We start from the raw sequence: 13286 nt of genomic DNA, 5'->3' as shown, positions 1-13286 counted from the left end.
ACTCGCAGACATGACCGAACCCAATCTCTTCCGCGCGGAAGCTCGTTTTTCGTGGGCCCGGTGCATACGCGTTCTCCTCTTGGGTGCCGGCAGCGCATTGTTGCCTCCCCTCGCTTTGGCGATTCCGACTTTTGGCCGTGACTCGAATCAGGTCTCCGATCGTGAGTCCACCTTCGTGATTTGGGCGGCCGTTTCTTTGAGCGTATTCGCCGGGATTGCCCGCGCTTTGACAGAAGTCGCGAGCACGAATGTGATTGCTTTCCCGCTGGTCGCATTGGCGATCTGCTCGCTTCCCTGTCTTCTGTTGGTGCTCTGCGGCGAACGGCCGACTTTCGTACTCGCAATGGTTGACGGGACCATTTCTCTTACGTTCTTCGCTGTTCGCGTGTTGGGCTTCGATCTCGACAGCTCAACTTTGCTGCTCTGGCGCTTAGTGGCGCTGTTCCTCACGGGAATGGTGCTGATGCTCACGCCTCGCGGTATCACTGCTAGCCACGCTGCATAGCGTCGGATCCCTAGCGCTGTCGTGCGGGCAGCTCGCGCCGCCACCATCGCCTCGGCTGAATTGCTTCCGGGTAAAATGCCGTATGTCCAACACCCAACTCACGCAGGATGGCCTGCGCTACGTCAAGAAGGCGCCAGGCACCATCATCACAACGCCGCGCGCCGAATCCATGATGTCGTGCTTCAAGTGCGGCAAGTTCGCTTTCCGCACGGAGATGACTTCGAAACGCTTCCTCGGCAAGAACCACCTCGTCTGCGCACCCAAGTGCGGGTAGGCCACGACCCTGCACTTGTCAGCCTGTAACGCCTTGCTCGAGACCCGCAAGATCTAAGCCCGTCCGTGCTGCCGGCTTCGGGTACCTGCAGCGGTCCGCGAGCTTCGCTTTGCGGCGTTCGCAGCAGTTTCCGAAACAGCACTGAAGTTTGCTTCGGCAATATCGGAAGCTTGCTTTACAGCTCGCTGCACCGATTCGAAGGCATGGTTGGCAGCTGCGATGGCGCTCTTCATGACTTCCACGGCTGACTCGGCCTCACGCACAACGCCAGTTGACTTAGGCGGCGTGTACGCGGGGTCGATAACCCTGAACGCCTCGGGCATGCGCGCGGCAATCGTCAACAATGTCTTGGCTGCGCCGGTCGGTTCGCGACGCCCTTGTTCCCACTGCTGAAGCGTGCGTACGGACACCCCAAGGAGGGTCGCAAAGCCTTCCTGCGACATGCCGGTTTTCTGACGTGCAGCGACGACGGGTGTGTAAACCTTGCGGGTCTTTCCGGCGGCCATCTGCCGCGCCGACAAGAGCAGTTCTGACTCCAGGTCTCGACTGGCTTCCCATGCCTCAAGTTCGGCATCAGTCATTGGCTTTTTCCGCTGCATCGCGAAGTCCTTTCAATGTTGCGCCACTGAGCGCATCGAGCTTGCTCTTCGCATAGATAAACATCAGGACGACCTCGCCGGCCTTGGTGCGGGTGTAATAGATCACTCGCACGCCCCCGCTCTTTCCAGATCCGGCGCGGGTCCAACGTACCTTGCGCACGCCACCTGAGCCGCGAACCACATCGCCTGCCGTGGGGTTGGCTGCAATGTAGGCCGCAAATTCACCACGCTCTTCTTCCGTCCAATAGGCGTCCCAAAGGGTCTGAAAGTGGAGCGTTTCAACTACCGTGAGCATTCGACTACAATTCTACGCCACAGGAGTACCGGATGCCAGATCGCTGCGCCAAAGGCGCAGCCCTGCTGCACGTCAAACAGGGTCATACGAAAGCGGGTGGACCGACCCTTAGGTCGCCTCGCGGAGTAGTTCAGCCTTCTTGGCAAGCTCAGCGGCCTCGGCGACCTGCTGAAGTGAAAGCGGGCCCGCCAGCTCGACCTCGCCAGCCAGCACGTTATCGAGCGCTTCCCGCCCTGCGCGGCCGGCCAACCAGGCAAACGCCGACGTGATCGATCCGCCGCCGAACTTCGCACGCAACGCCTTCCCCGCGGCACGGCTCACTTCTGCGAAGGCCTCCTGGTCCACCGCAGTCGATGCCGCGCGGACAACCAGGCAGAACGCTTCGAGCTTATCGGCCTCGTTGCGCAAGCGGCGAGCCTTTGCGGTGCTATGGGCGGCGTATCCAAGAAGTGCCGGTTCGCTTGCGTCTGTGAATTGCTGAATCTGCCGCCCCTCCACCCATCTCGAGTCACCTCGCGACAGAACCTCGACCGATCGCCCGCGAGCTTTCGACGCGCGCGCTGCGGCCGCGCGCGCCCCCTCGGCATCCTCAACGCGCCAAACCAGGAGAGGAGACTGGTCCGTGCCGTGAACCGCCCATCGACCAATGCTGTTGAGGCAGCGAGCGTAGCTGCTTGGCGAGCCACCGTATCGTGCCGTCTCCAGTGACGCCAATTGGTGATCGGGAAGCGAGAGAAGCAGGTATTGGTCGAACGGCATTGGGGTTTCACTGTGTGCCCATGATTGTCACCGCTGAGCAAGACGACCAGCCCAGTAGGATCCATGCATGCCCAAGAACCACGACCTCTTCGCCAGCTCAGCCTCCATTCTGCGCATGCCGTCCTGGCTTGGCCCCGGCGTCCATGAAGAAAGCGATCTCCCGTTCGAGCCGGGCGACTACAAGATCACACCTGGCGAGCGCTGGACCGTCACCGCGCTGAAGACCGGCGAGAGCGTCTACTCCGGCATCGGCCCAGTGGAAATCATCAGGGCGTAGGTCACCGGCGCCTACGGCCAAGTCGCGCGGGCGCGAGCACGGATCGGCACGGGAATTCGTCAGGTCTAGACTAAGAAGAACTACGCTGCCGCATCCCTGTGGGCGGCGCGCGACAGATCGCGGTTTCCCTGTTCAAACGTGTGATTGTGCGCGGCGATTTCGTGTCCGCCGCTCGCACAATTCCTGCTCATGAACCCTACTCGCGCCCCTCTCTGGTACCGCCACGTTTGGTGGCTACCCGGTGCGTGCTCAGCGTTCGCAGTCGCCCTGGTGGTGGCCACGCTGCACCCCACCGAACAGAGCATCCTGCTGTCTGTAGCGATCCTGTGCGCCCTGCCCTGGTCCCTCACCCTTCTCCTCCTTGACTTCGGTGAAGGGTTCGCCGATCGTGCTGCCGTCCTCGTCTGCATCGGGCTGTGCACGAACGCTGCTCTGCTGTGGTGGTCAACCATCCAGCTGCGTGTCCGGTTCCGGGCCCGGCACGCAGATCTGCACGATGCTGGGGCCTGATCTATCCACTACGAGGCACGCCATGACTTCCGAACGCAAAACACTCGTGTGGGGTCAAGAGGCTGTGGTTGAACACCTCGAGAAGCTCCTCGCCGCAGCAAAGGCCGGCGAGCTGGACGACGTTGTCATGGCTCACCGCGTATTCAAGAGCGATGGCACGTTCAAGGACATCGTCTATGGTGGGACGGAGGAAGAACGCCAGGCTGCGCTCGCGAGACTGAGAGCCACTGACGATTGACCGCGGTCGCTGCGCTCTGAAGGACCTGACCTAGCGCGAACCGTGGGCGATTGAGCACAATGCTCGCATGACTGAAACCTGCAGCCACAACCGTACCGCCCCTTGGCGGGAATGAAGATCCGTCCATGCGCACAAGCGATTTCGAAGAGCAGCACTACGGCGCGAGCCCTCTAGCGGTCCATATGGCTATAGCCATGTCATGGATCAACTACGGCATCGGCGCCTTGGTCATGATCACCTCAGTGTCGAACAGCTATCACGCAGCTGCCGGGATGATTGTTGCGGCATGCGTCGGGTTCGCCCTCAGCGGGCGCCCGGTCGCGGCGATCGTTCGCAGATTGACGGGATTGGCACAAGGCGCCTGCTATCCCCTTGGCATTGTTCTCGGCAATGCGGTTGGCCTGCTCGCCGGTGCTTCGTTCGCTTCGTACCTGGGGTAGCAGACGACCCAATGAAGCAGCGCGCCCGCCGGAAGTTCGTGTTTCGGCCACCGGCGGCTCGGCCATTGCCGCTGGCGAGATCGCCTTCGGCAGCCCAAGTCCGCGCAAGGATGCGAAAGATCCTGCGAGAACACACAGCTCTGTTCGACAGGCTCGCGGACGCCTAGAGCACGGGCTTGAAGTTGCTGCGGCGCCCCGCTCAGTCGGGCCGAGCCTGAGATAGCGCCGAGGCAAGCATTACCCCGCCATGAGCGCCCACGGCCTCGCTGACGGTCGACCCTACGGACGAAAGATCCATTTCCACCATCGAGCTGACGTACTCACGCACTGAAGCCATGTCGAGCATGCCCGGGTACGGGTCGTCGACATAGCCGAGCCCCGCGATCATGTGTCCATCGGTCAACCGGTAGAGCAGCAATATCCAGTGGTGGTTCTCGAGTACATGAGGCTGCTTTGCGGCTGCGGCGAACGCCGGTGACGTGGCGATCGCCGTGATGCCGGCAGCGAACGCAGTAAGCGTCTCGGGAGAAAACATCGCCCCCTCCCCTGCTCCGGCTCGCGCGCTGGCTCTTTCCATGGCCGCAGCTGCGCGGGCCCGGCTTTCAACAGCGGTCGTTTCGCCCGCGTCGGTCCTCACCAACGCCAACTGGGAGGGCGAGATCGCCGCGGCCGCGATCCAATGGCTGCTTGTGTCGACCAGGTAGACGTACGAGTCCGCCGCCAAGGGCGTCCGCCCCGCGTGCAGATCGAGACCCCAGTTTGGCCTGGCCTCATGCGCGCACGAAACCACGGCTTTCCAGAACGCCTGCTCCGGCGCCGAGCCGGAGGCGACGCGCCGCAAAAGCGCCTGGGTCTTGACGGATGACAACTTTAGGGTCCAACGGAGCTGGCCAGCATGGTACCCGCGGGAAGCTCGCTTCCCTTCGCAGGTCGGCGGGCGCGCTGTCCGCCCATCTCGATGCGCTGCTGCGCACCTAGCGCGGACCGGGCCTGGCTCGATATGCTGTACCAGACATGAAGCTCCTGATCCTCTCAGATCTGCACATCGAGTTCGGCACGCTCCGCGTCCCCGACGTAGATGCCGACGTAGTGGTTCTGGCCGGCGACGTCACCCCTTCTGCGGCAAAAGCGCTGCGATGGGCGCGCCGCGCGGGAAACTTCGGTCAGGAGAAGCCGCTCGTCCTCGTGCCCGGCAACCACGAGTTCTATGGCGGCGTGCTGCAGACCACCATCGCGGACATGCACCAGGCCGCCGGTGCCTCGAACGCATACCCGCTCGATCGCGGCCAGGTCATTCTCAACGGCGTCCGCTTCCTCGGCGCTACCCTCTGGACGGACTTCGCGCTGAGGATCGAGACAGATGAAGGGCCCGTGAGCGACGCACCGCGCGCCATGGCCACCGCACTGTCGAAGATGAGCGACTACAAGAGCATTCGGGTTGCCGAAGACGTTCGGAGAAGCGGCTATGCCGGCACCGCGAAGCGCCGGAAGCGACTCCTGACCCCGGAAGACACCCTGGCGCTACATCGCGAGCAGCGGCAATGGCTGGCGGACAAGCTGGTCGAGCGATTCGATGGGCCCACGGTGGTGGTCACGCACCACGCGCCTCACCGCGGTTCACTTCACCCGAAGTTCGCGTCGAACTGGTTGTCTGCAGCGTACGTCAATGAACTGCCTGACAGCTTCTTCGAAGTCCCCGTCCTTTGGGTGCACGGACACATCCACGAGAGCCTGGACTATCGGGTCGGCAACAGCCGTATCGTGTGCAACCCGCGCGGCTATGCAAGTTCTTACAAGCCCGAGGTCAACGCTCGCTTCCAGCCTGCCCTGACCATCGAAGTCTGAGCGCAATCCCGTCCGCGCCCTTACTTTGGCGCGGACTATTCTTGCTGATTGACCTAGCGTGTTTCGATGTGCGGTCCGTATGCTGATCGCAATGAACTCACTGGCGATCGCTCCCAACCTCTCTACTGCGGACAACCTCTCGTATGTGAACGACGAGGCCATTCCGGATCTATCGAGCTATGAACGGATCGTCTGCTTCTTCTCGACTGGGAAAGATAGCCTGGCCACGGTCCTGCACCTCCTCGAGCTGGGTGTCCCAGCAAGCAAGATCGAACTCCATCACCACAACGTCGATGGCGACCCGGCTCTCGGCGAGGGCCTCATGGACTGGCCCGTCACGCTCTCGTACGGCCAAGCCGTTGCGCGCCACCTCGGGACGGAGTTCGTGACGTCCTGGCGCGAAGGCGGAATCGAGCGGGAGATGAACCGAGAGCAGGCGCGCACCGCGCCGGTCGTTTTCTACAATGACGGCCAACGCATTGAAGTGGGCGGAGTCAACGGGCCGCTCGGCACGCGTCGCAAGTTCCCGCAACAGAGCGCCTCCCTGGTCACCAGGTGGTGTTCGAGCGTTGCGAAGATTGACACTGGCGCTTCGTACCTACGCAACCACCCGAAGTTCCGCAACCAGCGCACTCTGGTTGTGACTGGAGAACGCACCGAGGAATCAAGCTCCCGCGCGCGCTACGCTACGTTTGAACGGCATCGCGCCGACAGCCGCAATGGGAAGAGCGCTCGGCACATCGATCACTGGCGCGCGGTGCACGGATGGTCGGAGGAGCAGGTGTGGGCAATCATCGCGCGCCACCGCGTACAGGCACACCCGGCGTACGAACTCGGGTACGGCAGGGTGAGCTGCCAGTTTTGCATCTTCGGTTCAAAGAACCAATGGGCAACGAACCGGAAGATCACGCCAGTCGGCTTCGTAAAGATCGCCACCTACGAACAGGACTTCGGCGTCACGATCCACCGAAAACTCGCAGTCGATGCGCTTGCTGATCTCGGCACCCCTTACGCCGCGGCCGCCGGAATCTGGGTTCAACGTGCAATGGCCGCAACCTTCGACGCACCAATCGTTGTCGACAACTGGAAGCTGCCCGCTGGCGCATTCGGCGAGAGCTGCGGGCCAACATGATTGGGGGGCAGCAAACTCGCGACGAGCGCGGCACGCCATGCGTGCTACGACCAACCGAACTCGTTGATCTCAATCGCCCTATGGTGCTTTAAGGGGGCAACGAGTTCGGTTCCATCAGCATTGACAAACCCGCCCTTTACTTCGAACGAAACAGCGATTGGCGCATTGAGCCCCCAGTAGGCCTTGCTTCTCCCCTCGGCGTAGGCTTGGACCCATCGCTGGACAGCCAAGCGGGACGAACTCGGCTGCTTGTTCGGGCCATTCTCGTCAATCCATAGCTTTGCAGAGCCGAGACTTAGCGACCGTCGCACCTGATCGGCGGTCATCGAGAAATCCTCTGGAAGTGACGTGAACAGCCGCTCTTCTAGCGCTGCAACGAGCAATCGATTCGCCTCGACGCCGTGGCTCGGACTCATCCAATATTGCGCACGGTATCCGTAGGGCCCGTTGAACAGAGCGTCTCCAAACTGAGGAAGCCGAATCGAGAAGACGGGCCGACGATAGACACGCGGTACTGCATGCTGCCCATCTTCGACCACGCACTTCGACAACTGCAACTCCTGGACCACCAGCTGCACGAGTGCTTCAAAAGAACCTGGCGATGATAGACCGTGGCGCCGAGCGTCGTCGACACCAGGCTCGTATCTCCAATCAGCCAGGTCCACTGCTCAACCCTTCAGATCTCCGAGGGTCTTTCCGCCGGCGAGTGCATCCTTCAGCCAGCGCGGCTGCGGGCCGCGGCCGGACCAGGAGTTACCGGCTCCGTCGCGGTAGATCACGGTCGACCGGCGGCGCTTCTTGGATTTTGCCTTTTTCGCTGCGCTCTTAGGAGCCACGTCCGCGACGGTCCCAGTGCGGAAATCTTCCAAGGACTTTCCGGCAGCGAGCGCATCGCGAAGCCAGTACGGCCGCTTCCCCATGCCGCCCCATGTGTTGCCATTACCGTCACTGAACTTCTCTGCGCGGCCCCCCCTAACAGCCTTATTGCCCCGATTGATGGAGGCATTCGCGGTGCCTCCTGGAGCACCAAATCCAAGCTGTTGGGCCGTCAATCCATAGTGCTCAATGGCGGTCTTGATGCGCGCGACAACGCCTACAACTTCCCTTTCGCGTAGAGCGTCGGCAGATTTCTGAAGGGCAGCGATCTTCTTCTGGATCTGGGCATAAGTCTGGGTCATGAGTTACCTCGGTTCATTGAGTCAGAAGGCCCTAGCTTAGTCCTAATTGTGAATCGTCCAAAAATGGGCACTCCTACGCACTGCTCTCGGACGGGAGTCGTTCTATGCGGTATGTTCGATTGGGAACGTCAAAGGCAATCTCGAACCGTTCGCCTGGCATCACCCCGATTTGATGAGCAGCGGCGGCAAGTCGCCTGATCTGATTGTTGCTCTTGACGCTGATTGTCGGAAGAACGCCATTTGCGTCGGTGAAGATTCCTGCCACCTTCCCAGTTAGGCGGGCTGGCAGATAAACGACGCGTAGGGCAACGTCGACTGATGAACCAGATTGCGTGAGCTGGATACATAGCGGCTCGGCAAAGTTGGCTTCCCACTTCCCAGGCTCGGGACCAGGTTTCCCTTGCTCAGCAGCACGGCGCACGCGCGCCGCGACGAGCGCATCCGTAGGAATAGGCCGCCCTCGAACTCCGTAGATCGCAGCGTCGAGCTTCTGAATCGCCGGCGAAGTCGCCAAAGCATGGCTCACAGCCATGCTGGTCACCCCGAGCCCATCCATCATGACCTTGGCCACCTCACGGCGAGTTGCCGCGGAGCCGAGTTTCAAGATCGCCTCGACGGCTGCGAACTCCGATCTTGAGAGCACGTCCGTTGGTTCGACCGGCAGTTTCAGGACGTACCTGTTGTGCGCGTTCGCGATGAGCCAGTCCCAGCCCGAGAAAAGCTCGGAAAGCACATGCAGCGGCGGCACTGCAAGGGCCCGGCTACTGTCGCGGTAGAGCCAACGATCGTCGGTCATCAGGGCAGAGGCCACCGTGTCGAGATCGACACTGCCAGTTGCCACGCTCATGAGCTTTCGCAAGCGGCTCGCGAGGGCGCTGTTCTCGCTATCCGCGAGCGTGAACCAGCCAGCATCCGGGTCAAGCATGCGGAAGCCCGGCGCCTGCGCAAACAGGCCCTGCAATGTCTCAGCGTCTTGAGCGACGCCCTCTTGCAATGCGAGCATTCCGGCCACGCGAAGCAGGTTTGTGCACCCGACAAAGGTGCAGTCCCGGCGAGCGTGAGCGAGCGCGGCGGTCATCCATTCAGCCGGGTTCGCCGACGACTCGAACATCGGCACGGGTTTGTAGCCGGCCGACGTTCGCGCCTTTGGGTGCGTCCGCCGAATCGGATTCGCTACGCCCAAAGCTTCCGCGAACTGAATGGCTGCCCGAAGCCCATACCCCTCCCCGAGAAACTTCGAAAGCTGGCCATCCGCTTCGTCAAGCGGCAAGGGCATCACGCGGGCGGCTGCGGCGAGCGTGCGCTCGAGAGCCGGCATCTTCACCGACTGAGATTTCATCGCGGTCAGGATCGCTTCGCAGATCTGCCTCACGCGCTCCCGGGTCAGATCGAGGCGGTCTCCGATCGCCTGTAACTCGAGGCCTCTCGCCCGGCCGTAGCGAAGCTCGAACATGCTGATCCAACGCAGTTTGGCTCCGCTGGAGCCTGGCCGCGGATCCGCGCGTTCGATCGCATGAAGTGCGACATCCGCTAGCTCTTCCTTCCAGGATGCGCGGTTGGCAGCGACAAGTCGTCTGCACAAGTCGCGAGAAAGCTCCGAGGACACGGAACCTCCCAGCTGCCGTGAGAGCCACTCGGGAAAGGCCATCCCATCTACCCCCGGAAATCGGAGATCGTCCTCTTTGAGCTCGGCGACCCACTGGGTTGCAAGAACTGCACGGACTTCGGCAATAAGTGCCGCGTCCATCGGACTGTCCGCCATGCTCTGGACAGCCGTCGACGGCGCGGCCTTCCAAGGCGTCGAGACCCAGTAGAGCGCTTCAAGCTTCGCCAATACACCAAGGACAACCGCGACCGGAAGACCCATCGCATCCTTGACGCTTCGCAAGCTGCGCTCAGGAAAACTTCGGAGGGCATCGTCGGTGGCGATGAGGGGCAGCAATCGAAGTCGCTCTTCGTCCGTGAGCGCGCGTCGCCAGTCTTCGGTGATCTTGACGTGCACCTCTGAATCCCAGATCTCCAAGAATGTAGGCCGGCGCCGAGCCACGAACTGATCTCGAAGCTCCTTCGCGAGGTTTGGACTTGGCAGGCCAGGCCGCTGCCAAGCTAGAAGCTCATGCGCCTCTATGGCGCCAAGCTGCGAGGTGAGGGGGCGCGGCAGGAACCGCGTCGCGAAACTCGGGAGAACGCGGGCGTGCCGTGGAGGGGGCGTTGTCATGCGTTCGTCAAGATCTGCGCGCCAGGCAAGGGGTGTTTCGTCAGTGGGCAAGCTGCCACCACACACCAACTGCGCCGACAGCAAACGCCGGCAACAGGTTCCCCAGCCAAACACCACACCTTGAAGGGGTCCCGCCGTGTGTACGCGCCTCTGCAAGCGCCAGCGACCAGACGTAGTCGCCGGTGGTCTTTCCGGCCACGTAAGCTCCGCTCACGAGCATCGCCGTCGCGGCTGCGAGAAGCACAGAAGGAATCCATCGCAGCCCCACGATCATCAAGCCAGCAAGCCAGGACCAGGGTCAAGGCGAGCAAGCCGTAGCGTTCCTTCTCGATGCGTTCGAGTTCTTCCATTCAATCACCTTTGAGGGACGAAGCCGCGATCGTAAGGTGGCAGCGGGAGAATGCCCGAGGCCGGCGCCGTCAACATCGTGAACTTTTCCCGTGCCGAACATCGCTACTCAACCTAGCGCGATTCAGGTCAAGCCCCGTATCTTGGCTGAATGACTGTCGTTCGCCTCCCCCACCCTCACCAGCTCGACCTGCACTGCCAACGCTGGAGCCACCGCCGCGCCAGCTATCGACCGGCCGGAGAGACCTTCGATCCAAAGCGCGCCGGCGTCGAGCCGATTGAAGAGCGCGATGCGAAGGCGTTCGTCGAGAAGCACCACTATTCAGGCAGCTACCCCGCGGCGCGCTTTCGCGCCGGAGTGTTCGTCAAGGAGCCATTCCAGAAGGCCAGGCTCTCGGGAGTCGGTGTCTTCAGCGTGCCGATGAACCAGAAGGTCATCCCGGCGTACTTCCAGGATCTCGACGCTGCGCAAGGTGTCGAGCTCGGGCGCTTCGTCCTGGCTGAGGACTTGGCCTCGAACGCTGAGAGCTGGAGCCTAGCTCGAATGAAGAAGCTACTGCGTGAAGCCTTGCCGGAAGTGCGCGGCGTGGTGGCCTACTCGGATCCGATCGAGCGCCGGGACGAGACGGGTGCCCTCGTGAAACGAGGCCACGTGGGCACGATCTACAAGGCGACGAACGCGGCGTATCGCGGCCTTTCGAGCGCTCGAACACTCTGGCTCGCGCCCAACGGCGCAAGCCTCGCGGATCGGTTGCTCTCAAAGGTGAGGAACTCCGAGACTGGCGAGCGCTACGCTCTGGAGCGCCTGGCTGCCCTGGGTGCGCCGCGACGTCAGCCACATGAAGGCGGTGCTGCGTATATCCGCCGCTTGAAGGACGATCTGTGGCTCAAGCCGGTCCGCCATCCCGGGAATCACGCCTTCACCTGGAATCTCTGACGATGGCGGTCTGACCGATTGGCAACCTACCCGCGTGGTACGTCAGGGGGCGGATCGTTCTCTGGTTCCTGATCTTTCAGCGCTGATCGGACTGCACGGCCCCCCGAGGCGTATTCCCTGCGCTGCGCGCCGAGCCGGTCGTTGTCCAAGTACTGCGCCAATATTTCCAGGTCTGCAGCGCTCACCGCGCAGGCCTGGAAGTGCCGATGCCAATCATCGACCACGTTGGAGATTTCCTTCACGATGGCCTTGGCGTCGGCGAGCTTCAGCCCGAACGCGGAGACACTGGACAGGGCGTTCTCAATCGTCGAATCCGGCCCGTTGCTGCCCACCGAGATGGCCTGATAGCCCAGCCCGCTCATGCTGGGGACGACGTCGAAGGCCGGCGACAGCGCCCAGCCGCCGTCTGCCTGACGCAGCAGAGCATGGTTTTTCTCATGGTCGTCCGTGTTGTCCATGAGGATGTTGAACACCATGCGTCGGAACAGCTGCCCCTGCATATGCACGATGTCCTTCGGCGGGGCCATGCGGCGTAGCTGCTGGGCGAGCTGCGGGTAGCCGAATTCCTCGCCCACGGCGCGCAAGGCGACGTGCGCAGAGATCGCGTGGATGCGACAGCCGGGGGCGCGATCGAAACGGCGCACCGCGACCGCATGCTGACCACGCACCGGTAGCGCCCTGGTCGCCGCCACTTCGATGCCGCACCTGGCCGCCAGCGTCATCGTGGCGTGCTCGATGAGCGGCGTGTTCTCGTCCTCGCCTTCCCCAAACTTGACGAGCCATGGCTCGCCATCGATTTCAATGAGGGACTTGGGGCGCGCGCCACCGAGTGACACGCCCGGGCGGAGAAGTCGCTGCTCAACCTCTCCAACGGGTTCGTTGGCGATGATTTTGCGGATCACGTCCTGCATCGCAGGCAGGTCACCGAGGGAAGGTACGGGTGAGGACAGCCACGGCTTGTACTGGCTGTGCTCCTGGCTCACACTGAGCGCGCCGTAGCGATCGCCGCCAGCAAACAGCAAGTACTCGAGCAGCGACATCCGGGGGGAACGCTCAAACTTTCGAATGACGCGCTCGCCCCACCGGTCCGGCCGCGCATCTTCAACGGCACCGACAACCTCTTTCTTTTCCTTCGGTACATAGAGCTGATCAACGAGCGGCAGATCCTCGCTGAGAGCGAAGCCATTCGCGAGCCAGTGCGCCCCATACCTCAAGCCCACGCCCTGCCCGCTCAGCGCCAGCGAAATCTCGCCCACCAAGACTGGATGATCAGGGTCCGTGAGCATCCAGAGCGACAGTTGGTCCTGGGGAACGTATGGTTCAGACATCGATTTTTGCTCCACGGCGTGAGGCCGTCCGTACTTCGTTTTCCAGCGCCGCCAGGTCCTCGCGCGGATCGGCCAAGCCTGCAAGCGCGTCCTGACGCTGAATCATCCAGAGCGCCGTCGCATAGACGCCGGCGGACACGGTCGGATCGCCCTTCTCCAGCTTCACGAGAGTGGGCACCGAGACATTCAGCCGCGTCGCCCAGCTGCGCAGCGACTGCTTGCGCCGCTTGCGCGCGGTCGCGAGATCCGCGCCCAGGCGCGTCAGCGCTCTGGCCACGGCTGAAGGTAGGCTGTCGACGGCGTCGGATCGTCTTGGCATGAACGTATTCTTTCACAAAACGTCCTATCTGGTCAGTAATAGTTGTTTTTTAGTCTCCATGGTCGGCCGAACAGCTGCCAGGAC

Annotated in this window: 18 protein-coding genes; 9 read left to right on the top strand and 9 right to left on the bottom strand. The window is 62.3% G+C overall.

The window, feature by feature from the left end:
- The first annotated feature begins 10 nt into the window (after positions 1–10).
- Together ACSQ9A_RS37625 and ACSQ9A_RS37620 are read left to right on the top strand one after the other, a co-directional pair.
- Complete coding sequence (locus tag ACSQ9A_RS37625) at positions 11–505, top strand: hypothetical protein (RefSeq protein ID WP_436307848.1); 495 nt, start codon at positions 11–13, stop codon at positions 503–505.
- An 82-nt stretch (positions 506–587) separates the two neighbouring features.
- Complete coding sequence (locus ACSQ9A_RS37620) at positions 588–779, top strand: hypothetical protein (RefSeq protein WP_436297943.1); 192 nt, start codon at positions 588–590, stop codon at positions 777–779.
- Positions 780–832: 53 nt separating this feature from the next.
- Here the strand turns inward: ACSQ9A_RS37620 and ACSQ9A_RS37615 are convergent, their stop codons facing one another.
- The 3 genes from ACSQ9A_RS37615 to ACSQ9A_RS37605 form a co-directional block, all read right to left on the bottom strand.
- Positions 833–1378: a helix-turn-helix domain-containing protein gene (locus tag ACSQ9A_RS37615; RefSeq protein WP_436307847.1), complete on the bottom strand. Its 546-nt coding sequence runs from the start codon at positions 1376–1378 to the stop codon at positions 833–835.
- Complete coding sequence (locus ACSQ9A_RS37610; protein ID WP_436307846.1) at positions 1353–1673, bottom strand: type II toxin-antitoxin system RelE/ParE family toxin; 321 nt, start codon at positions 1671–1673, stop codon at positions 1353–1355. The genes ACSQ9A_RS37615 and ACSQ9A_RS37610 overlap by 26 nt, the downstream gene beginning before the upstream one ends.
- 108 nt (positions 1674–1781) lie before the next feature.
- Complete coding sequence (locus tag ACSQ9A_RS37605) at positions 1782–2081, bottom strand: hypothetical protein (protein WP_436297946.1); 300 nt, start codon at positions 2079–2081, stop codon at positions 1782–1784.
- 418 nt (positions 2082–2499) lie between these two features.
- Between ACSQ9A_RS37605 and ACSQ9A_RS37600 the strand changes: the two genes are divergently transcribed.
- The 4 genes from ACSQ9A_RS37600 to ACSQ9A_RS37585 all read left to right on the top strand — a co-directional run bounded on the left by ACSQ9A_RS37600 (position 2500) and on the right by ACSQ9A_RS37585 (position 3897).
- On the top strand, positions 2500–2709 hold the full coding sequence (locus ACSQ9A_RS37600) for a hypothetical protein (protein WP_436307845.1): 210 nt from the start codon (positions 2500–2502) through the stop codon (positions 2707–2709).
- A 273-nt stretch (positions 2710–2982) separates the two neighbouring features.
- Positions 2983–3219 (top strand): hypothetical protein, encoded by a 237-nt coding sequence (locus ACSQ9A_RS37595; RefSeq protein WP_436307844.1) that lies wholly within the window; start codon positions 2983–2985, stop codon positions 3217–3219.
- 22 nt (positions 3220–3241) lie between these two features.
- Entirely contained in the window at positions 3242–3457 is a 216-nt protein-coding gene (locus tag ACSQ9A_RS37590; RefSeq protein WP_436307843.1) for a hypothetical protein, read from the top strand.
- A gap of 125 nt (positions 3458–3582) precedes the next feature.
- Positions 3583–3897: a hypothetical protein gene (locus ACSQ9A_RS37585; protein WP_436307842.1), complete on the top strand. Its 315-nt coding sequence runs from the start codon at positions 3583–3585 to the stop codon at positions 3895–3897.
- Between the two features lie 199 nt (positions 3898–4096).
- On the opposite strand, the gene ACSQ9A_RS37580 is transcribed toward ACSQ9A_RS37585, so the two are convergent.
- Positions 4097–4765 carry a hypothetical protein gene (locus ACSQ9A_RS37580; RefSeq protein WP_436307841.1) on the bottom strand — a complete coding sequence of 223 codons (669 nt, stop codon included), beginning with the start codon at positions 4763–4765 and terminating at the stop codon, positions 4097–4099.
- A 146-nt stretch (positions 4766–4911) separates the two neighbouring features.
- On the opposite strand from ACSQ9A_RS37580, the gene ACSQ9A_RS37575 reads away from it, so the two are divergent.
- Positions 4912–5742 carry a metallophosphoesterase gene (locus ACSQ9A_RS37575; protein WP_436307840.1) on the top strand — a complete coding sequence of 277 codons (831 nt, stop codon included), beginning with the start codon at positions 4912–4914 and terminating at the stop codon, positions 5740–5742.
- Between the two features lie 79 nt (positions 5743–5821).
- The gene (locus ACSQ9A_RS37570) at positions 5822–6874 is read left to right on the top strand and encodes a phosphoadenosine phosphosulfate reductase domain-containing protein (protein ID WP_436307839.1); all 1053 of its coding nucleotides are present in this window, start codon (positions 5822–5824) and stop codon (positions 6872–6874) included.
- A gap of 44 nt (positions 6875–6918) precedes the next feature.
- Here ACSQ9A_RS37570 and ACSQ9A_RS37565 read toward each other — a convergent pair whose 3' ends face one another.
- The 3 genes from ACSQ9A_RS37565 to ACSQ9A_RS37555 all read right to left on the bottom strand — a co-directional run bounded on the left by ACSQ9A_RS37565 (position 6919) and on the right by ACSQ9A_RS37555 (position 10054).
- Positions 6919–7452, bottom strand: a complete 534-nt coding sequence (locus ACSQ9A_RS37565; protein ID WP_436307838.1) for a hypothetical protein — start codon at positions 7450–7452, stop codon at positions 6919–6921.
- A 90-nt stretch (positions 7453–7542) separates the two neighbouring features.
- Positions 7543–8052, bottom strand: coding sequence for an H-NS family nucleoid-associated regulatory protein (locus ACSQ9A_RS37560; protein ID WP_436307837.1), 510 nt, complete (start codon positions 8050–8052; stop codon positions 7543–7545).
- A gap of 73 nt (positions 8053–8125) precedes the next feature.
- Positions 8126–10054, bottom strand: coding sequence for a sigma factor-like helix-turn-helix DNA-binding protein (locus tag ACSQ9A_RS37555; protein ID WP_436307836.1), 1929 nt, complete (start codon positions 10052–10054; stop codon positions 8126–8128).
- Between the two features lie 715 nt (positions 10055–10769).
- Between ACSQ9A_RS37555 and ACSQ9A_RS37550 the strand changes: the two genes are divergently transcribed.
- Complete coding sequence (locus tag ACSQ9A_RS37550; protein ID WP_436307835.1) at positions 10770–11555, top strand: hypothetical protein; 786 nt, start codon at positions 10770–10772, stop codon at positions 11553–11555.
- A gap of 26 nt (positions 11556–11581) precedes the next feature.
- Here the strand turns inward: ACSQ9A_RS37550 and ACSQ9A_RS37545 are convergent, their stop codons facing one another.
- Both ACSQ9A_RS37545 and ACSQ9A_RS37540 read right to left on the bottom strand, forming a co-directional pair.
- On the bottom strand, positions 11582–12883 hold the full coding sequence (locus ACSQ9A_RS37545; RefSeq protein WP_436307834.1) for a type II toxin-antitoxin system HipA family toxin: 1302 nt from the start codon (positions 12881–12883) through the stop codon (positions 11582–11584).
- Positions 12876–13160: an XRE family transcriptional regulator gene (locus ACSQ9A_RS37540; protein WP_436307833.1), complete on the bottom strand. Its 285-nt coding sequence runs from the start codon at positions 13158–13160 to the stop codon at positions 12876–12878. Before ACSQ9A_RS37540 ends, ACSQ9A_RS37545 begins: the two co-directional genes overlap by 8 nt.
- Between the last annotated feature and the right edge of the window lie 126 nt (positions 13161–13286).

The organism is Variovorax sp. LjRoot290 (assembly GCF_964253985.1).
Classification (GTDB): domain Bacteria; phylum Pseudomonadota; class Gammaproteobacteria; order Burkholderiales; family Burkholderiaceae_C; genus Variovorax.
This window is presented reverse-complemented; position numbering and strand designations above follow the sequence as displayed.